This window comes from Flavihumibacter solisilvae, from assembly GCF_000814475.1.
GTDB lineage: Bacteria > Bacteroidota > Bacteroidia > Chitinophagales > Chitinophagaceae > Flavihumibacter > Flavihumibacter solisilvae.
In genome coordinates, this window is the sequence record NZ_JSVC01000006.1 from 83991 (window position 1) to 103437 (window position 19447).

Here is a 19447-nt window from a genome sequence, read left to right on the forward strand (position 1 = left end):
TTTTTACTCCACCAGAACAGACTGCTGCCTGAACCCGATAGCGTTTGTTTGTTTAATTGTAGTTGCCGGGGGCTCGGGGTTAGCGATCTCCGCTACAGTCATGGGAGCCGTTATAACTTTCCTGAACCCCAGGTGATCGCTCAACCGCTGCGCTTTGGGCACCGGCAGTTTGCCGAATTCGTACCTGGCAATCAGTCGGCCCTTTCGCAGCAATGCATGATCAACCTGCGCGAGTGCATTGTTGAAAGTGCACACGAGCTGTACATTGAGAAAGTCTGCCAGTAACCCGTCAGAAATATTCAACAGGTTCGAAACGGAAGAACCGCTGTTTTGTCTCCGATCCATGATGATGTTTTCCGCATCCTCAACGATCAAAACGGTATTCGGGTTATCGATCAGCAGATCAATAAATTCAGGGTTCATCAGGTTTCCGGCAACAGTGGGCGAAAGGAATAGCACACGTTTTTTTATCCGTCCAATGAGGTAACGGATGTAGCTCGTCTTACCTGTCCCGGGCAATCCGTGTAATAGCACTACTCCTTTATCATTCTTCTTGCGAAGCCTCGATTGAATTACCTCATCCGCCGGCTTAAAGTCGTCGGCATAAAACAGGCCCAGGTCAAGCGATGTCCTTTTGATTTCCATTGCCTTCAGTTCAAACCCGGAGCCTGACTGAACAATCAGGTTAATCTCCAGTGGCTGTCGACGCTGCTTAGCTTTAAATGGCAATATAGTTTTGATGATCTCTTCAAGTAATTCCTGTTGTTGCCCATTGTGGAGTATTTCACAATAATCGCTGTCAAGCTCAATTGAAAGCTGGTTATTGAACAGGATGATCGTTTTGCTGAACTCGAATCTCTTCTTCGGACGCCTGTACCAACATGATCTATGTACCGCTGTGATGCTGCCTGCTAATTTCGCTGTGATCGCCCCGAACACTTTTTCTCCGTCGACGAAATTGATAAAGTGGATGCTTGGCAACTGGTTAAAAGTATGCAGGTAAAGCATTTTTGAATCCAGGTAATCACTGTCAAACAGGCTGTTTGCATTGATCACTTTCTGGCTGAATAAATTGTCCATTGTTTTGTTTTTCTTGTTGCGCACAAAAAAACCCGGTCGATACTCGACCGGGTTATGCAGGCATGGAATACGATCCTATGCCCGTATACCTACAGGTCGAAGTTGGCGATAGCTATTTGCATTTTGCTTTTTTGTGCCTTGCATAATGTGTCTTGAAATCAAAAAGCCCCGCTTTTCGGGCGGGGCTTTCGTAACTAAATTTACTTTCTGAATTATTTATAACATAGCGCCGCCCGACAATCGGAGTTAATATGGTTTGTACAGTAGCGCATGTTGTTTATGTTTATTTGTTATGAGAACGCAAAGATGTAAATCTTTTTTTGATAATGCAAAGTGATCTGGAAAATTATTTTCAAAACTCACTTTCCGCTTCGCCTTCTCTTTCTTCTTCCCTCTCCCGCTCTCTTTCTCTTTCCCGCTCTCTTTCCTCGTCTTTTTCAAGTTTCTTTTCCCGCAGGTTCCAGGGATAATTATTTTTCACCTCAATTACGTCCTTCATCTCAAAACTATCCTTCCGGCCCTGGCTATCGGTAATGGTCAGACGTACAGAGTACTTACCTGGCTTTGCTGTTTCATAATCAATAATGGGATTTTCATCTGTTGAAGTTCCCTGCACTGAGCCCGGAAGTTCCCAATACCACTTAGCACCCTTCCCCCTGATCGCAGAATGGTCATATAAATAAACTTTCCGTTCGTCGCTTTCACCCTGGGGTAAACTTGTTTTGTTCAGGGCAAAGCTGGCTCTTGGCAGAAAGTCTTCTGCCATTGAATGCTCCCAGATACCGCGATAAGTCCCAATCCTGATTTTGGATTGATCATAATCCAGGCTGACGAAGTTTACCGGCGTATAAGGCAGGTCGTGACCCAGTTGCTGCCAGCGTCCCGTTTTATCACTCCGGTAAAAAACACCGGGATCAGCACCCAGGTAAATGCCATTTTGCGTGCCCCGCTGAAATGCCGCTGTGAGCAATTCGTTTTTGGGCAGTTCATTGGAATGAAAATCGGTCCAACTCAATCCTCCATCAATGGATTCCAATACTTTTCTTTCATTCTGAAATCCACCGATAACCAGGAAAAGGTGTCGTGAATTCCTGTCGTCTATTGCAATGTCGTTAAATCCAAACTTCATAGCGACTGTGTCCTTTGGTGTAATATCTGCCCAGGTTTTACCGCCATCTTCTGATGCATAACACTTTGAAGGCTTATTACAGATCGCATAAAGGGTATTCGGATTGCTAATGCTCACCCTTACCCGTTTTCCATAAGCTTTCTTTGGGAACTCCAGCAGGGTGTCCACTGTTTTACCATTATCCCTGGTTGCAACAACACGGCATGTATCATATCTCCAGTGTGATTTATCCTCATCGATCGCGAAAAAGCTATATACTTCATTCGGGTGAAACTCCATGTTACGGTTCGGAATGTAACCGAAATTAATTTTCGATTTAACTGCACTCGCTTCATCACGCAGAAATGACGGACGCTTAATGATATAATGGTCGTAGGGGGTACCATAAAGGTAGCGGTCATCGAAGGGATTAAGGCTGGCAGTCATTGCATCACCACCACCGTAGTGATACCAGTTCTTCCCGTAGATTTTCTCGTCATAGATCATTGTACCGCTGTGGTCAACCCCGATCGCCATCACCCCTGATTTGAAGGAAGTGCTGAAACCCCAGAGATCCTGGCCACTATAACCTTCCATTCTTTGTTGCCGGCGGTCAAGCAGGTTCACATAATTTAATCCGCCATCGTTCACAAGCCAGACATCATTGCCCCGGATCTTTACGGCCTGTATGTCCCCGTGAATCGCATATGAACCACGCAGCCGCAGGAACTCCCAGCTGGAACCTTTGTCCTTACTGAACACCGCTCCGGAGGCTGCCATCGCAAGAAGATTGGGATCGCGGTCTGAGGCAGCAAGTGCCGTAGCCCATCCAACCTGTTGAAAGGATGCCTGCCAGAAGGATTTATCGGCATAATCGAAGTCGTATTTCTCCTTGTCAGCGTCATCGCTGTACATATGAAAGACGGAAAAGTGTTCGTCGATATAACGATAATTATTGTGCTGGGTAACGGAACTGAAGGATTTTCCCGCATCGCTGCTGACAAGGAATGCACCAACCATCTGGCGTTTCTCATTTAACCTGCCCTGTGGAACAAATTTGGCGTCACCAAAAATCAGCACATATAACTTATCAGGATCAGCCGGGGAAACCGTAGCGGTGATATCACTGAGCCTGACCAGCTTCGAAGGATCCGGTAATCCGGCAGTAACCTTTGCGAAATGTAATCCGCCATCGTCAGAACGCAGGATAACAAATGAATTGGGCGATTTTTTATATGCACCTCCCGCATATACGATCCGCTTATTTACGGGATGCCATTCAATGAACTGGGTCATGAAATCCGGCTGTACAGCCGACCAGGTTTTGCCCCCGTCGCCGGTACGGAAAAGTGTATCGCCGACTGAGGAAATCAGCGTATTGGATTCGGCAGGGGAAAGTGATAACAGGGTGCGGTCATCGTCCAGTTTCTGACGGTCAGCACAAGGTAATTTCGATAAAATATTTAGAGAAGTGAATGACCAGTGTTCCCCGCCATCGGAAGATCGGATTATCCCGGTAGTAGTGGCAGCATAGGCGATTTTCGGATCAGCGGTTGAAAACTGCAGCTTCTTGACGTTCTCTACAGGAAGCGAAGCGCTGCTGTTGATCCATGTTTTTCCCTTGTCCTTTGATAACCAGATTCCGCTGCTCATACCTCCCATCAGGAGGCGGCTATCACTATTGGGAGCTACATCAATCGTACGGAACACGCCAAGTCCCGGAGCCGAAACTTCCCCCGTTTGCCGGTGGATACTGAATGGCCCCAATGGTTTCCAGCCATTCCCGTTCTTTTGGGCAAAGGCAACCAGGACCATAACCTGCATGATAAGAACCAGAAACAAATTTTTCATTCCTGTCGTATAATTTTAACGGACAATTTATTCGATCTGAAACAGGACCGAACACGCAAACGATTGTTGAACGTTATGACGGGAAAGAAAACTACAAAAACACAAACGCCCCGCGGGGTATCGGGACGTTTGTACTACGGCACAAAATCAGTTTTCATGCTACGGCATGTGCAGGAGCTTTTTCATCCGCAAATACAACCGAAAGTTTTGCAAGCGCAAATGCACCGATCGCCATTACCAGGTCCCTGACTGCCACATCAAAATTGCGACCACTCAGCAGCAGCGTGAGAGCAATAAGGATCAGCCATACCATTACGACCCAGGCGCCGATCTTCGGCCGCGCCAGTACCAGCAGGCCTGCGACAATTTCAATGATACCTACTATTGACATAAAAGAGGCTGCATTGAACGGCAACAGGTTAGCTACCGGACCACCGAGATATTCTTTCCAGTCAGTAAGCAGGTTGGTGAATTTGTCCAGGCCTGCCACAATGGGAACAATTCCATACGTATATTTTAAAACCTGCTGAACCTGGTGACTACTTTGAACTAAATTTTTCATAGCGTTTGTTTTACTAAACATTGGAGTAAAGCCAGCTACAAAAGGTTACAAAATAATTTTTTGGACATTTTTTGTAACCTTAACGGTCATCGATACTCTAATTGATTAGCAGCCATTTAATAATGAATCAAAGCGAAACAACCGGCGCCACGCACATTTCAGATACTGAAGTGATCACCAGGATTTTACATGGGGAGAAAAATCTCTATGCAGTAATCGTACGCCGTTATAACCAGCGGCTGTACCGGGTAGGCATGTCGATACTTAATGACGACGCAGAAGTGGAAGATTCAATGCAGGTGGCATATATCCGTGCGTATGAAAACCTTGAGAAATTCGCATTCAGGTCGGGTTTTTCGACCTGGATCACCAGGATCCTCATCAATGAATGCCTGCTACGCCTAAAAAAGAAAGGAAAGACCATTATGATGAACGACGACAATATGGAATATGAACTGCAACACTGGCACGCAGGCGATACACATACGCCCGTTACCAGGGTTCTCCAGTCTGAACTGAAAGCCATATTGGAAGACGCCATCAGCAGGCTCCCCGAAATCTACAGGACTGTATTCGTCATGCGGGAAATCGAAGACATGAATGTGGCAGAAACCCAGGAATGCCTTGAAATCACCGAAGCGAATGTGAAAGTGCGCCTGAACCGCGCCAAAGCCATGCTTAGGGATTCCCTTGCCGGCTATTACCAGAAAGAAGAGATCCTGCATTTCCATCTTTCCCGTTGCGACAGGATGGTCCAGGCTGTTATGCGCCAGATAGGATAGGCATCCATGTTATACGCAATCTGAAAAAGCGTTATATTAACGCTATGAGATTGCCATCTGCTCTTTTCGTTCTCGCCATGACCGCTGCCTGCAGCGCTTTTAGTCAACCCGCTTCCCTTCCCGAAAGACTCGGTTACCCGAAGGGCACCAAACTACTTATCGTTCATGCTGATGACCTTGGTGTGGCCCATTCCGAGAATAAAGCAAGTACGGCTGCTTTCGACAGGGGAATGGTCAATTCTGCCAGCATCATGGTACCCACACCATGGTTCGCCGAAATTGCCAGCTATGCGCGCGCAAATCCAAATGCTGACCTAGGACTGCATCTTACCCTCACCAGCGAGTGGAAATATTACAAATGGGGACCGGTTAGCGGCCGCCAGAAAGGATTGCAGAACGCACAGGGCTACATGTTCGAAAGCGTCGATTCCGTATATATGTCGGCAAGCCTGGCCGAAGTGGAGACTGAACTCCGTGGACAGATCAGCAAGGCGCAAAATGCCGGTATCGACATCACACACCTCGATTCGCATATGGGCACTTTATTCGGCAGGCCCGACTATCTCAAATTAATGATCACCCTCGGCCGTGAACTCAAAGTGCCGGTGATGCTGTTCAAAAATGGCCCCGGCTCCGTGTCCTTCCACAAACTGGAATCATTCCTGGCCAGCAATGACATTGTCGCCGATACCGTGGTAACTGCAAACCCCGACAATTTCAGGAAAGGGATGGCTGAATATTACAGCAGCGTATTGAATGGGCTAAAACCCGGACTAACGGTACTGCTCATCCACACTGCCTATGACGACGAAGAAATGCAGGCAATAACGGTTGATCACCCGGACTGGGGCGCTACATGGCGCCAGGCCGATTATAATTTCTTTACGAGCGACCGCTGCAAAAGCATTCTCCAGCAACAAAAAATCCAGCTCGTTACCTGGCGCGAGATCCGGGATAAACTTAGCAGGAAATAATCACTCAACACCTTTGCGTTTCAGCTGGAAGAAACCCATGATAAAGAAAATATCCATCCCCCTCGTTCCTTTTTCCGCCTGGCGCACATAAGAAATATCAATATTGAACCGCTGAAAAAGGTCACACGCAAACCCTGCTGCAACGCGGTTCCTTACCCATGAACCCGTATTGAACAAATAGAACACCTCATCATACACGTATAGCCTGGGATGCTGAGGCAATTTGGCGAAGGAGTATCCAACACGCAGCCTGTTCCGATAAAAATGAATATTATCCGTGTGTTGGCGGAAACGATTCCAAACCATATTCCGGTCATCGATCAGGAAATTCTTCAACGGCACATTGATGATCACTGAATTCATCAGTGTATGCTCATGCAACCTTGTACCGTTGGAAGGAGCACTGCGCAAATAAAGGTAAGCCGGGTTCAGTGTAATATATTTTCCCGCCCTGATGTACGATTGAAGCCAAATTGCATTCGTGGTTTGTGGTGTGGCAACACCGACCTGGGCCGTAAACCGGAGTGATGGAGAATGTTTGTAGGAGACACCGGGAAGGTACCACGCAAAAGTGGGTCTTGATTCGCGCTGGGCGAATCCAATTGTTATCAGCGCGGGGCAAATAACAGCCAGTATGATGATGTGTTTCATCATATCCATTGACAAATGTGCATTATAAGCTGACTGGCGGTTTGACCTAAGGGTTCAAACTTTTTGCCTGACGCGACAGTGAAGGCCTTCTTGTGTAGCGCGAGGGTCCGACTACAACAAAATCCCCTCCCTCGGTTTAATAGGCTGCGGCAGGTCTTTTTCACCGATCATCTGGAGTATATCAATTTCGCTATTCCTGATCAGCGATAACATGGGAACATCATTATGGAGGCCTTCAAACGGGTTTTCTGAATAGTCGCCGACTATTTCCATCGCCACATAGATCCAGCCGACGATCACACCCACCGGTATGGCAAGCCAGATAAATCCATCTTTCAGATCCCTGAAAACACCTACTAACCCGAATGGCAGCAGAAAAATAAAAATGCATACAAAAGCAAAACCGAAACTTGCGTATTTCCTGGGGAAAGGAAACCGCTTAATCCGGTCTGCCCTGCCCTGCCCGTCATGAAAGCTATTGATGATTTCCTGTAAAGCTATCTGATGAAAGCTGTTTATCGCGTTGACCTGGCAAAGCTGTTGCACATCTCTTGTCTGCATGTCTAAAAGCTGCGTCGCTTTATTGTTGACATGCTGCAACTTGCGTTCTTCTGATACTGAAAGATATTTCCGCTCCTTAAGTTCATTCAGCTCAGGCCGGAAATAGCCCATATTCCTTTCCCGCCTTTTCCGGTTGAAATGCCCAATCGGGCCACCGAGACCGACATGCTCCCACGGTGTCGGTTCCATCAATTGCTCACGGACCTGGTATAGCCAGGCGATATTACGGTAGATGACCTGTTTCCTGAGATCGTCAAGTGCTTCGGCCCCGGGTTCATCTGACCGGAAATTCTTCACCATGCTGGCAAACTTCCTGCTGTCATTCACCATGGCTCCCCAGATCTTTCTCGCCTCCCAAAGCCTGTCGTATGACTGGTTATTTTTGAAGCCAGCATAAAACGCGACGGCGGTACCAATCACCGTGAGCGGCATCCATGGGATTATGATAAACTGCCAGCTCGTAACATAATAGACTCCGGTCACTAATGACATCCAGGCAATAAGCCAGTACAGGTGATGCCCGGTGAACTCGAAAATTCCTTTAAGAGAAAGATATTTCCTAACGATCATAAGATCTTGACTTACTGGTCCAGGATGGATGTCGCAACGAACACTTCGCGCGTTTCCAGCAAAGGTACTATTGAGCTTATAACGATCTCCTGGAAATAATCCGAGTCCCGGTGTTCCCTGGCCGCGGCTTCGTCTGCATATCCTTCGTATAACAGGATCGTATTAGGATCACTGTTACTTTGGTGAAGTTTGTAAACCAGGTTTCCTTTTTCTTCCCGGCTGCGGCGGGCAGCTTCTTCAAGCAGTGACAACACTTTTTCCAGGCTACCCTGCTTCACCTGCCATTTTGCGAATACATAAACAGGTATTGTAGTCATAAAGATTATTTTAAGGATTATGACCACTTAATGAAGTGGCCATAATCGCAGGAAGGATCAGTTTGCCGCAGCAGCTTCTGCTTTCGCTTTAGCTGGTTCCAGGATGGCAATTACTTTTTCAGCTACCCCTTTAGCCGATGCCGGGTTCTGACCGGTTACCAGGCGCCCGTCCGCAATACTGTTGGCTGACCAAGGTGCTGCTACATGGTAAATGGCCCCCTGGCCAGTAAGCGCAGTCTGCAGGTCAAATGGCACATCCTTCCTTGCATAATTATCCTCCTCCGCTGTACTGAAGGAAGTAATGTTTTTCCCGTTCACCAGGTAAGAACCATCGCTCAACTTTACATTCAGCAGGGAAACAGGTCCATGACAAACGGCACTGACAACCGCGCCGCGTTCCCAGGTTTCCTTAATCACTTTTTTCAGCAATGGCGCTTCGGGCATATCTACCATCGGCGCCAGTCCGCCAGGCACAAACACCGCATCGTATTTACTCACATCAACGTCGGAGAGCTTAACTGCTTTCTGCATGGCAGCCCAACCATTACCTGTCAGGAATTTGAGATTATCAGGATCATCCGCGAGGTTCAATGCATCCAGGTAAGGCGTATCACCTGATAAGGTAGCAAAATCGACCTGGTAGCCAGCCCTGTCGAATTCGGCATAAGGATGCGCCACTTCCGACAGGAATGTTCCTGTTCTCCTGTTGTGGGGTCCAATGGTATTGGCATTTGAAGCGATAATCAGGATCTTCTTTTTCATGATTTCTATTTTAAGTGATGGAGTGCGTGTTTAACCAGTTTACAATATCCCCTGTTACTATCCCATTGCATTTGTCATTCAGTAAATCGTGATAATGACCCTCATAGGTTTTCAGTTGACGGTCAACGGATGACACATGTTCCACCAGGTATTTGCTTCCCGACAAACGGGTAACCTTGTCTGCGGTACCATGCATTACCAGCAGCGGAAGGGTGATCCCGGGCATTTCGCTTTCCAGGTATTCTACCGCCAGCAATAACTGCTGCATTGTCTTTACGGGTTGTTTCTCACCCGCCAGTAACGGGTCGGCATTCATCATGGCCACAATGGATGGATCCCGAGAAAAAGATTCATTATCCAGTTTTACCAGCCGGCTATGGGGAATGAAATGTGCAAGGACTTTCATTGTGGCCAGCGCAAAAGCGGGTACTGGTACCTGTAAGGCAATACTTTCCAGGATGAGTCCCTTCAGCTTCTCCTGGTGATGCACGGCATATACTGCAGCAAACACCCCGCCCGCACTATGTCCCAGCAGGAAAACAGGCAATGCCGGGTAGGCAGACCGCGCAATGTTCAATAACTTGTCGATATCCGAAATGAGATCACGGTAATCGCGGACATAGAACCGTTCACCCTCCGATTGGCCGCGGCCGCAGAGGTCCATCGCATACACGTCAAAACCGTTTCCATTGAGTTGCCCTGCAAAGCGGTGATAATAGCCGCTGTGGGAATTCAGTCCATGTACCACCAGCACTATCCCCCTGGATTGATTCACCTTCCAGCTACGGTAAAAAATATACTGACCTTTATTATCCTGGAACGTTGAACCGGAATGGATTTCACTTACTGACATGGTAAACTGGATTTAAGGAACAGGTAATAAACCCTGGAACCGAATAACATGCCATTGATCAAAATAAATGATCACTGTGAATCTGCAGTTCCACAATGACCTGTAAGTGAATTCGCTGGACTTTAGATTTAAGGAATGTAAAGAAGAAGAAGCGGCAAAGCCACTCCGAAATTATTGGAGTTAAGAATGATCAACTACGAAAACTATGGAGCCTAAAACCAGTCCCCTATGAATTAGTAAAGTCCTGCCTCCTGATATCGAGCTTCGCCATTTTGGACTCGAGTGTCGTGGGTTTCATGTTCAGTAATTCCGCAGCACCATCCACCCCGCGGATCCGGCCCTTTGTTTTCCGGAGAATTGAGATGATATATTCCCGCTCTGTTTCCCGCTGTACCTGTTTTACATCTGCCATGGTATTGACAGTGACTTTGGGCGTGGGTTCGCCCGCCCTCGCAGCGAACCTTTGGCGGAGAACCAGGTCAGATTTCCCATTGTTCAGTACCACGGCCTGCTCCATGATGTTCTCGAGTTCCCGGATATTTCCCGGCCAGTCATATGACACCAGTTCTTCCATCATGGATGAACCTATGGCAGCAACTGGCTTGTTGAACTGGTTAGCATACTTTTCTGCGAAATAAGTTGCCAGCGCCTGGATATCGGTTCTCCGTTCCCGTAAAGCCGGAAGCGTGATGGGAAATACATTGAGCCGGTAATACAGGTCAAGCCGGAATCTTCCCTCGCCAACTTCCTTCTCTAGGTTGCGGTTTGTTGCTGCCACGATACGGACATCCACCTTAACGGGTGAGCTGCCACCCACAGGCTCAATCTCTTTTTCCTGCAGTACCCGTAATAACTTCACCTGCATGTCCAAAGGCAACTCGCCAATTTCATCGAGGAAAATTGTTCCGCCGTTCGCCTGTTCAAACTTCCCTTTCCTTTTTTCAGTAGCTCCTGTGAATGCCCCCTTCTCATGACCGAATAATTCAGATTCCACAAGCGTGGCGGGAATAGCCGCACAGTTCAGCTTTACGAATGCAGCATTTTTCCTGGGCGACAAGCTGTGAATAGCCTGGGCGACTTTCTCTTTCCCCGTGCCACTTTCGCCCAGGATTAAAACTGAAGTATTAAATGGCGCTACCTGAGCGGCAAGATCAAGGGAAGACAACAGGAGATGATGATTACCGATAATGCCCTTGAAGTCCGGGTGAGCGGCTGCGTGGTGATGTTCCCTCGCCTGCCCGGCTGACAATGACTGGCGGCCTGTCATGCTTCCGGCCAGGTCCGTCAACCCATTTTTCAACCGGCCCAGCAGGTCTATCTGGTCGTTCTGGTACATGTCGCGCTGGCGACTATAAAATGCATAATGAACCGATTGCCCGTTGTCCAGGGTAACAGGCACTACCAGGTATGATTGCAGGTTGAAAGAATCAAACAGCACGGACCTTAAACCCTCATCAGTCATCGAAGCAAAAGCAGCCTCTTTTATCCCGGTAATGGTCATCAATTCTTTTTTCCCGATAAACTGGTATTCATCGAACCCGATACGCAAATACCCTATATCATTGAATGAAGTATTGCTTAGCGGCCTGAGCCCGAATGTCAGCAGGTCAAACGGGAGATTCGCCTGGATCGCCCTGGCTAATTTCAGTAACTTCTGTTCACCGGAAATGCTTTCAATGGCTGTTTCAGCCAACACCCGGCGGAGGGATTCTTCCTGCCGCAACTTTGATTCAAGGCTGTGCTGGTGACGGTAACGGGCAATATCAAGGGTAAGCAACAAATCCTTTTCCCTGAACGGCTTCACAAGAAACCCATATGGCTCTGTCACCTTTGCCTCTTCGAGGATCTTTTGATTTGAATTGGCAGATAAATAAACGAATGGAATATCACCTGATTTAAGCTTTTTTGCCAGGTCAATGCCGGTAGCTTTTCCCTTCAGCCGGATATCGATCAGCACAATTCCAGGTTTATTTGCCCGCAGTTCCGCTTCTGCTTCTTCAACAGAGGCAGCGATCCCCGTTACCTTGTAGCCAGCCTTTTCCAATACCAGTCTTAAATCATTGGCTACGATAAACTCATCCTCAACAATCAGCACGCTCTTATTCATACTAGCTGGTTTTGTAATGAAGTAAACCTGACGATTATGTGCAGGCCTTCATTGCTTTCGATAGTCAGGGTTCCATCCAGTTGTTTTGCGAGTCCGCGCATCAGGTCGACCCCCAGCGAATTCCGTCCCACCACATCTGTTCCTTCCGGCAGCCCAACCCCGTCATCCGAAATTTTCAGCAGAAGGAAGCCTGCCCCGTCATAGCCCAGGCTGATCCGCACCCTTCCCCGCCTGCCGCCGGGAAACGCATACTTGATCGTGTTCACAATACTCTCGTTAATGATCAGCCCTAAAGGAATTGCCTGCGATACATCAAGTTCCAGCATTTCAATTTCCTGTTCAAAAATTATCCTGTTGCCGGTATCAAAGCTGTCACGCACATAATCCACCAGTTCATTCACATAGCCGGGCATTACGATTGTGGAAATATTATCAGACTGGTAGAGTTTCTGGTGTATCAGTGCCATGGCATGCATGCGGCGCTGGCTGTCGCGGATAGCAGTAAGCGCAGCATCATTTTCGATGTATGCCGATTGCGAATTCAACAGGCTCATTACGATCTGCAGGTTGTTCTTAACACGATGGTGAACTTCTTTCAATAACCATTCCTTATCGGCCAGCAGGCCCTGCAGTTGTTTGTTCTTGCTGGTAATGATCTTATTACTCCTTTGTTTCAACCGGTTTTGGCGGTACAACAAGCCTGCAATGACCAATACTGCGGCGATTCCGGCAAAGGTTAAATTCTTTACGAGCCTTTGCTGCCTGGCCTGCTTACTCAAAGCAGCGATCTGGCCTTCTTTTTCGTGGGTTTCATAGACCACCTGCAACTCATCCGCCTGTCTCAGTTTCGTGACTTCAAAACTTGAATCGAGCAGCAACATGTACTTTTTGTAATGGGCCAATCCTGACTCATTATCACCCAGCAGGGAATCGATTGTAAGCAATGACTTGTAAACTTCCAGGTCGATCCAAAGTGTGCGCATCCCGATTGAAGGGTTAATGAAATGACTCTCCAGGTTCTCCCTTGCTTTTTGATATTGACCCTGTTTAATAAATAGTTCTGCATACTGTATGTTGACCGCTGATCTCCTGAATGGCCCCCGTACGGTTTCAGCCAAAGTTTCCAGGGAATCCATTCTCCGGATATGCATTTCGGCCAGTTCAAGCTTGTCAAGACCCAGGTAGCAGTTTGAAAGCACAAGATGGTAGAAGAACTGGTCTGTAAATGTTGTTGGCGGCATTACCTTTTTCGAAACATCGAGCGTGAAATCAAGCGCTTCTGCTGCTCTGCCCTGCCGGACCATCTGGTTGACAAGGTCCAGGAGCATATTATACACTGCAGGACTACGGTCAATCACGAATCTCCTGACTGATTTCTGTGCAGTTTCAAGACTTTCCTCTTTCCTCCCCTCGGCATTCTGCAGGCCTGCCAGAGTGCTATAAAAATATCCCCACGCCAGGCTGTCGCGGGTGTTTTCTGACACTTTGATCGCTTGCAGGGTGTAACGTAATGGTTCGCCGAATTTGCCCTGGAAAGTAGTAATGGCGGCAAGTGCAATAGTAACATAGTGGGTATAAGGGTACCGGATATCTTCAGCCTGCGCGAGTGCTTTTAAAATGGATTGATATGCGGCTGGCAGCTGACCGGTTACAAGCTGGACATAGGCTAGATCAGTCAGGATATTGATCTCGCCTTCTATTTCACCGATGCTGTTAAACAGGCTGGCCGCCTGTTGCATGTCAGTGAGCTTTCTTTCCAGGGTTGCCGGCATCGGCTGCGTATATATGCCCCGGTAAGCCAATGCCCTTGCTTCCATTCCCTTGTCGCGTGCCATCCGGCACTGGACAAGCAACTGCTCATAAAGGGAATCACCCCTTTTTTCATTCACCTGGATATAGATCTTTCCCAACAGGCAAAGTGCTATCCTGCCAAGCCTTTCCTGCTTCAATGATTTACTTTCCGTTATCGCTTTCGTCAGAAAATATTCTGCACTGTCGCGGTACAGGTAGTAACTGTGTGGCTGGAATGCATAATACGATCCCAGCAGGATCAACAGTTGCAGGCGTTTCCTGCCAGTTGCCGTGGAAAGCTGTTGAATTCCCTTTGCCGGATCCTCCTGGTCTATCCATCGCGTTTGCTCCGGTAATTCCTTTTTATCCAGGCCTTCGCCAAGTATGGAAATCCTGCTCAATCCAAGTGAGCGGCTCGCGACATACAGGCAACTGTCAATGTCGGCCTGGACATCATTTGACACATTAAGGAAAGTAGAACTCAACAATAAATTGAGCCTTTGCCATGACTCCTTGTCCTTTGCCGGGTGATTGTAAGAATAAACCGGCACAGCCCCGGGTGTGGCGGGTTGCGTGTACCCAAAAACAGGTGCAACAAATGCCAAAAGCATCCCCAGAACAAACCTGGCCATTGCGTTACTTTAGGTGAGAGAACTTTTTAAGTGCAGCCGAAATTAAGTTATAATCCGAATTTTTCGGAGGCTATGTCCTCGCTGATTTTTATCGCCATCCGGGTCTTCATAACGCAAACTATCTGATTGTCAGAATACTACCTGGCCCTGTTGTCTTTCGCTGCACGAATGGCATGCTAATAGGTACATCGGATGTATGAAACTGTCAATCATATTTTTTGCGTTTACCAGTCTGAATGTACTCCAGGATAGCACTTCGGAACCAGGCCAGTTCGCGGCCCGGTTGATCCGTTATGACGTACAACCGGCATCCCTGGCTGCATTCCGCACCGCAGTAAGGAACTATGTCATTCATTCCCTGCAGTCGGAAGCGAACGTATTGTCGGAAGCATATTATGAGCAGGAAGACAGTACCGTGTTATGGCTCATAGAAAGGTGGAGCAACAGGGAAGAAATGATCAAAGCCGGTAAAAGCCCGGGATTCAAAGCCATCGAATCCCTGTCGCGCCAATCGCTGAAACAACAGGCTAAAACGATCTATATAAAAGACCTGGAACCACTTACCAGGCAGCAATGGCGAACTGCACCGAAAAAGGAAGACCGACCGCTGACCATTATGTTGTTTGTGGATGCGAAGGCCGGCACGGAGAATACTTTCAAAACAGTTTACCACACAGCCATGCCGCAGTTTCGCAGCGAACCAGGCGTCATCAATTACCAGCTCTCGCAACTGCTGGACGACAGCACGCAATTCGTTACGTATGAAAAATTCCGGGATGAGGCCGCATTTCAATATCACCTCAATTTCCAACCGATCCAGCCTGTGATCGATTACCTGAATACCAGCATCAAAAAGCAGCCATTCCAGGCAAACCTTCACAGGCTGATCGAATTTGCTCCACTTTCCATCCAGTAATAATTATCAATATCAAAAACTAAAAAAATGAAACCGACTTATTGCATCGTGCTGACCCTGCTGGCCACCCCCGCAACAATGGATGCATCTGCGCAAACAAAAGCGGCATATGAACCGGCAAAATCATATGAACTGGAAATAGTGAACCAGTTGACTACTTCTACAGCTGTTGTCAATATGCCCGTATCGCAACTGCTGAATGCCCCCGGCAACGAGGCGCTCAAGGCATTTTTCTTTACACCTGTCAAGGAAAAAACATTGCAGGGAAAAAAGATCGCGGTAATAGCAGCAGATGGTTTTGAAGAAATTGAACTGACCGGGCCGGTCTGGTATTTCAGGCAACTGGGCGCCCAGGTCGAAGTCGTTGCGCCTAAGTTCAATCCTGCCCCGGCGCGATATGGACTGAGCTATCCCGAGATGTCAAAAACCCATATCATGGCTATACAGTACCTGCAACCTGTAGGATGGCTAAAATTCGATCGCACTGCCGACCAGGTAAAAGTGAGCGACTATGACGCGGTCTTTATTCCCGGTGGCGCCTGGAACCCGGATAACCTTCGCCACGACAAAGACGTGATCAAATTCATCCAGGAATTCAACAAATCAGGTAAACTGATAGCTGCCATCTGTCATGCGCCGGTTGTACTGGCATCTGCCGATATCCTCAAAGGAAGGAACCTGACCGGGTTCTGGAATATCCAGGTCGACCTTAAAAATGCCGGCGGAAAAGTAACCGACGAACCCGTGGTTGTAGATGGCAACCTCATAACCAGCAGGCACCCCATTGATGTAGCAGATTTCTCGAGAGCCGTAGAAAGCTGGCTGGTCAAGGCTAAGTGAGTTCGGCCGGTTAATTGCGGAACATAGGCAGGCTGTCAATAAATTCCGCCCGGTAAGGAACAAACCCAGTCCTTATACGCCACAGGATTTCCCCAGACCTGTCTGTCAGTGCCACGGAGTTTGCCTGCGAGCTGCAAACCAGGAGGCTCGAACTGTCCACCCAATAAGCGCTGCCCATTCTTTCACTATATAGATGCAATGGCAGTTCAATGTTTTCTGCCAGGCTGGCTTCGTGGCGATCTTCATCAAGAGAATATGCCAGTACCCGCGAGCGTTTTTTATTGGTCCCGTTCTCAAATAGCAGCAGCTTGTTATCCGCGGACCGGTGCACGGCATGGGACTCAGAAAAAGTCGCAGAACCCGGCCCGGAAAACTCCCCATGCTTTGAAAAACTGAAATCGCCGCCGCGACCCAGTTTCCAGATGAGCTCACCGTTACTGGCATTGATCTTCCATACCTGGCCCGACAGGTAAAAAGACATCAAATAATTTCCATCGCGGTCAATGCTTAAACTATTGGCATGCAGCCAGTCGGACTTGTCCTTTAAAATGCGGGGATCGCTCTTTGGATCTATTACATCAAATACCGACCAGCTCCAGACCTTGTTGCCGTGCCGGTCTAACACAAGGATCCCGTCACCCGTTACCGTATCCGCTTTTGACCCGCCCACGCTGCTGAGGTCAACAACTTTTTTTTCCAGTGTCAGTGTGACCAGCTGGTTGGCGGCGTTGTAGAAGATTTCATGATGAATGGTTTTATCCAATCCCTTGTCGCCTTTTTTCAAATGAAATAGTGTATCCCCTGCCAGCGAAACTTCCAGTATCTCATCACCATAACTCGTAGGGTAAGACAAAGGGGCCAGGATCGACAAAAGCGTGGACCTCGCGGTGAAATGCGCTACTTTAAACCCGGCATCTCTTACTGTATGGTACCAGATAATATTTCCTTTTACATCAGCAATATACATTTGCCCAGGCAGCTCACGGCGGGCAACCAGCGTAAACCCTTGCTGGTATTTTACAGGCAATGATTGCTTCCGCTCCGCAGGCATCAATATTTCTGATAAACCGGCAGGCAATTCCTGGTTGATAAAACTTTCCACCTGGCCCATGCTTTGACAACCGCGCTTCTCCACCACGACCTGGTATTCATATGCAGTGCCGGGTTTCAGGTAAAGCATCGTTTGTACATGCTGTCTACTGTTCTTTGAAACTTGTGTCGTAAGGACCCTGTCTTTGTTTTGCTTTTCCCAATAGCGCACAAAGAGGTCCACGCTGTCACGGGTAACAATCTTCAATTTCCGCACCAGGATATTCCCGGCAGGTCCAACCTCGCTAATAGAAATCACCTGGTTTATGCAACCTGAAGTGCAGCCCGAAAGGAAAAGGCCCATGAATAAAACAGGTACTGCAAGCCGGGCCTGCAGTACCTGGGAAAGAAAAAACTTTATTATTTCCATAATGGATGTTGCGTCATCTTATTGTTTGTCTGCAATTCAGCTGCAGGGATCGGAAACACGAAATGCTTTTCCTCAATGTTGGCAGCTCCCTGTTTTATGACCGACAACATATACGTTTTCAATTCGCCGGCGGACGGATACCATCGCTTCAGGTCATTCCACCTGTTTTGCTCAAAATAAAATTCAAGCAATTTCTGGTGCCTGATCTCATTCATTATATCAGGTAAATCACCCTGTGTTTTTAATGATAAACCTGCCCTGGCCCTTATCCTGTTAACACTTGCAAGCGCCTCATTTAAATGATTGTTCTGAGCAGCTGCTTCTGCATGCAGCAACAATACTTCCGCAAACCGCATCACCTCCACGTTAGCCTCAGATGGCGTAGCAGCCCAGTAATTGTCCGCTCCGCCTGCATTCCGCCATGCACTCGTAAACTTTTTATTTAAGAATTTGCCTTCGGGGAAATTTTTGTAGGCGCTTTCAAACCTGTCAATACTGGTTGCGGCAGCGTTCCATAAATCATCAAATGATTTATTGTCGTACCAGGTAACATTGGTTTCGCCAAAATCTGAGTACTTCCACATCAGGGTAGCATACATTCGCTTATCAAACTTTGTATCTGAACCGGCGGGACGCAGTTCTTTCTTGAACTCTTTTAACAGGAAATCGGAAGGTATATACTTGAACCACCCGCCACTGGCCGGACTGCCAGTCAGCTGCGGACGATAGTTGTACATCCCTGCACCGCCACCTTCTTCTCCCCAGGGATTGTACTGACTGCCATATGGTCCATATACCCATTCCAAAACAGACTCCGTGTTGAACTCATTCTTATCGGTAAAATTATCTTCGAAATTACTTACCAGATCATAACTGTAAGGTGCCGTGAGGAGCTGCGCCAACGTAGCTTCTGCAGTGCTGTAGTCTCTTATATACAGGTAAGCTTTACCGAGGAACGCAAGGGCAGCACCTTTGGTCACGCGGCCCCGGTCATCTCCCGTACGCGTAACCGGTAGATCAATTGCAGACTCTGTGAAATCCCTGATTGCCTGCTGGTATACTTCCCCCACAGGTGAACTGGCAACAAAGGCATCCTCCGAAGTTTGTGCTACCGTTATTTTGAGCGGAACATCCCCGAAGTTGGATGCCAGCATAAAAAAACACAGTCCACGCAGAAATTTCGCTTCCGCTATATATCCTTTGGTTAAGGTAAGATCCAGGTTTGCTTTTGCGGCATTTTCAATCACCAGGTTTGCCCGGTAAATACAGCGGTACAGGCTCTGGAATACATTCTGGATATCCCCGTTCTTTTCATCATTGATGAAAGACGCAACCTGCCAGGTGGCGGGTTCACCTCCGGGTATAGTCAGTACGTCATCACCAAGTGCATTGATATCCTGGTAACCGCGGAACGCGCCCCAGTAACCGCTTAAGGGTACGCGGAGCGGACTGTACACCGAGGCGATTGCGGACTTCACATCATCTTCCGTTTTCCAGAATTTTTCTTCGGTCAGCTGATTGGGGTTAGTGGTTTCCAAAAAACTCTTTTTACACCCTGCAACTATTGCAGCAAGCACTGCAAAGGCAATAAGCCATATTTTTAAAATCTTGTTCATGAGTTGAGATTGAAT

Annotated in this window: 16 protein-coding genes; 4 read left to right on the plus strand and 12 right to left on the minus strand. The window is 47.8% G+C overall.

Translation table 11 applies throughout. The annotated features are described in order from the left end of the window. Positions 1-3: 3 nt before the first annotated feature. From OI18_RS06025 to OI18_RS06035, 3 genes are all read right to left on the minus strand, one after another. Complete coding sequence (locus tag OI18_RS06025) at positions 4-1080, minus strand: AAA family ATPase (protein WP_039138041.1); 1077 nt, start codon at positions 1078-1080, stop codon at positions 4-6. 352 nt (positions 1081-1432) lie between these two features. Continuing rightward, positions 1433-4039, minus strand: coding sequence for a hypothetical protein (locus tag OI18_RS06030; RefSeq protein ID WP_039138042.1), 2607 nt, complete (start codon positions 4037-4039; stop codon positions 1433-1435). A gap of 154 nt (positions 4040-4193) precedes the next feature. Continuing rightward, positions 4194-4601, minus strand: a complete 408-nt coding sequence (locus tag OI18_RS06035; protein WP_039138165.1) for a hypothetical protein — start codon at positions 4599-4601, stop codon at positions 4194-4196. 122 nt (positions 4602-4723) lie between these two features. On the opposite strand from OI18_RS06035, the gene OI18_RS06040 reads away from it, so the two are divergent. After that, positions 4724-5383 (plus strand): RNA polymerase sigma factor, encoded by a 660-nt coding sequence (locus OI18_RS06040; protein ID WP_039138044.1) that lies wholly within the window; start codon positions 4724-4726, stop codon positions 5381-5383. 44 nt (positions 5384-5427) lie between these two features. Then, entirely contained in the window at positions 5428-6357 is a 930-nt protein-coding gene (locus OI18_RS06045) for a polysaccharide deacetylase family protein (protein WP_039138045.1), read from the plus strand. Here the strand turns inward: OI18_RS06045 and OI18_RS06050 are convergent, their stop codons facing one another. The 7 genes from OI18_RS06050 to OI18_RS23675 form a co-directional block, all read right to left on the minus strand. After that, positions 6358-7008, minus strand: coding sequence for a DUF2490 domain-containing protein (locus OI18_RS06050; protein ID WP_160290198.1), 651 nt, complete (start codon positions 7006-7008; stop codon positions 6358-6360). 111 nt (positions 7009-7119) lie between these two features. After that, on the minus strand, positions 7120-8139 hold the full coding sequence (locus tag OI18_RS06055; RefSeq protein WP_039138048.1) for a bestrophin family protein: 1020 nt from the start codon (positions 8137-8139) through the stop codon (positions 7120-7122). Positions 8140-8150: 11 nt separating this feature from the next. Next, positions 8151-8456, minus strand: a complete 306-nt coding sequence (locus OI18_RS06060; RefSeq protein ID WP_039138049.1) for a putative quinol monooxygenase — start codon at positions 8454-8456, stop codon at positions 8151-8153. Between the two features lie 57 nt (positions 8457-8513). Continuing rightward, a complete protein-coding gene (locus tag OI18_RS06065) occupies positions 8514-9218 on the minus strand; it encodes a type 1 glutamine amidotransferase domain-containing protein (protein ID WP_039138050.1) in 705 nt (234 codons plus the stop codon). Positions 9219-9228: 10 nt separating this feature from the next. Beyond that, entirely contained in the window at positions 9229-10071 is an 843-nt protein-coding gene (locus OI18_RS06070; protein WP_039138051.1) for an alpha/beta hydrolase, read from the minus strand. Positions 10072-10297: 226 nt separating this feature from the next. Then, complete coding sequence (locus tag OI18_RS06075) at positions 10298-12178, minus strand: sigma 54-interacting transcriptional regulator (RefSeq protein WP_039138052.1); 1881 nt, start codon at positions 12176-12178, stop codon at positions 10298-10300. Continuing rightward, complete coding sequence (locus tag OI18_RS23675) at positions 12175-14601, minus strand: tetratricopeptide repeat-containing sensor histidine kinase (protein ID WP_052272924.1); 2427 nt, start codon at positions 14599-14601, stop codon at positions 12175-12177. Before OI18_RS23675 ends, OI18_RS06075 begins: the two co-directional genes overlap by 4 nt. 196 nt (positions 14602-14797) lie before the next feature. On the opposite strand from OI18_RS23675, the gene OI18_RS06085 reads away from it, so the two are divergent. Together OI18_RS06085 and OI18_RS06090 are read left to right on the plus strand one after the other, a co-directional pair. Continuing rightward, a complete protein-coding gene (locus OI18_RS06085; RefSeq protein WP_039138053.1) occupies positions 14798-15517 on the plus strand; it encodes an antibiotic biosynthesis monooxygenase in 720 nt (239 codons plus the stop codon). A gap of 27 nt (positions 15518-15544) precedes the next feature. Continuing rightward, complete coding sequence (locus tag OI18_RS06090; protein ID WP_205409991.1) at positions 15545-16357, plus strand: DJ-1/PfpI/YhbO family deglycase/protease; 813 nt, start codon at positions 15545-15547, stop codon at positions 16355-16357. Between the two features lie 10 nt (positions 16358-16367). On the opposite strand, the gene OI18_RS06095 is transcribed toward OI18_RS06090, so the two are convergent. Further along, a complete protein-coding gene (locus OI18_RS06095) occupies positions 16368-17816 on the minus strand; it encodes an aryl-sulfate sulfotransferase (RefSeq protein ID WP_052272925.1) in 1449 nt (482 codons plus the stop codon). Then, positions 17807-19432, minus strand: coding sequence for a RagB/SusD family nutrient uptake outer membrane protein (locus OI18_RS06100; protein WP_039138055.1), 1626 nt, complete (start codon positions 19430-19432; stop codon positions 17807-17809). The genes OI18_RS06095 and OI18_RS06100 overlap by 10 nt, the downstream gene beginning before the upstream one ends. Positions 19433-19447 lie beyond the last annotated feature (15 nt).

Coding starts and splice junctions, on each gene's coding strand:
- OI18_RS06025 (WP_039138041.1), bottom strand. CDS start 1,080: ATGGACAATTTATTCAGCCAGAAAGTGATCAATGCAAACAGCCTGTTT.
- OI18_RS06030 (WP_039138042.1), bottom strand. CDS start 4,039: ATGAAAAATTTGTTTCTGGTTCTTATCATGCAGGTTATGGTCCTGGTT.
- OI18_RS06035 (WP_039138165.1), bottom strand. CDS start 4,601: ATGAAAAATTTAGTTCAAAGTAGTCACCAGGTTCAGCAGGTTTTAAAA.
- OI18_RS06040 (WP_039138044.1), top strand. CDS start 4,724: ATGAATCAAAGCGAAACAACCGGCGCCACGCACATTTCAGATACTGAA.
- OI18_RS06045 (WP_039138045.1), top strand. CDS start 5,428: ATGAGATTGCCATCTGCTCTTTTCGTTCTCGCCATGACCGCTGCCTGC.
- OI18_RS06050 (WP_160290198.1), bottom strand. CDS start 7,008: ATGAAACACATCATCATACTGGCTGTTATTTGCCCCGCGCTGATAACA.
- OI18_RS06055 (WP_039138048.1), bottom strand. CDS start 8,139: ATGATCGTTAGGAAATATCTTTCTCTTAAAGGAATTTTCGAGTTCACC.
- OI18_RS06060 (WP_039138049.1), bottom strand. CDS start 8,456: ATGACTACAATACCTGTTTATGTATTCGCAAAATGGCAGGTGAAGCAG.
- OI18_RS06065 (WP_039138050.1), bottom strand. CDS start 9,218: ATGAAAAAGAAGATCCTGATTATCGCTTCAAATGCCAATACCATTGGA.
- OI18_RS06070 (WP_039138051.1), bottom strand. CDS start 10,071: ATGTCAGTAAGTGAAATCCATTCCGGTTCAACGTTCCAGGATAATAAA.
- OI18_RS06075 (WP_039138052.1), bottom strand. CDS start 12,178: ATGAATAAGAGCGTGCTGATTGTTGAGGATGAGTTTATCGTAGCCAAT.
- OI18_RS23675 (WP_052272924.1), bottom strand. CDS start 14,601: ATGGCCAGGTTTGTTCTGGGGATGCTTTTGGCATTTGTTGCACCTGTT.
- OI18_RS06085 (WP_039138053.1), top strand. CDS start 14,798: ATGAAACTGTCAATCATATTTTTTGCGTTTACCAGTCTGAATGTACTC.
- OI18_RS06090 (WP_205409991.1), top strand. CDS start 15,545: ATGAAACCGACTTATTGCATCGTGCTGACCCTGCTGGCCACCCCCGCA.
- OI18_RS06095 (WP_052272925.1), bottom strand. CDS start 17,816: ATGGAAATAATAAAGTTTTTTCTTTCCCAGGTACTGCAGGCCCGGCTT.
- OI18_RS06100 (WP_039138055.1), bottom strand. CDS start 19,432: ATGAACAAGATTTTAAAAATATGGCTTATTGCCTTTGCAGTGCTTGCT.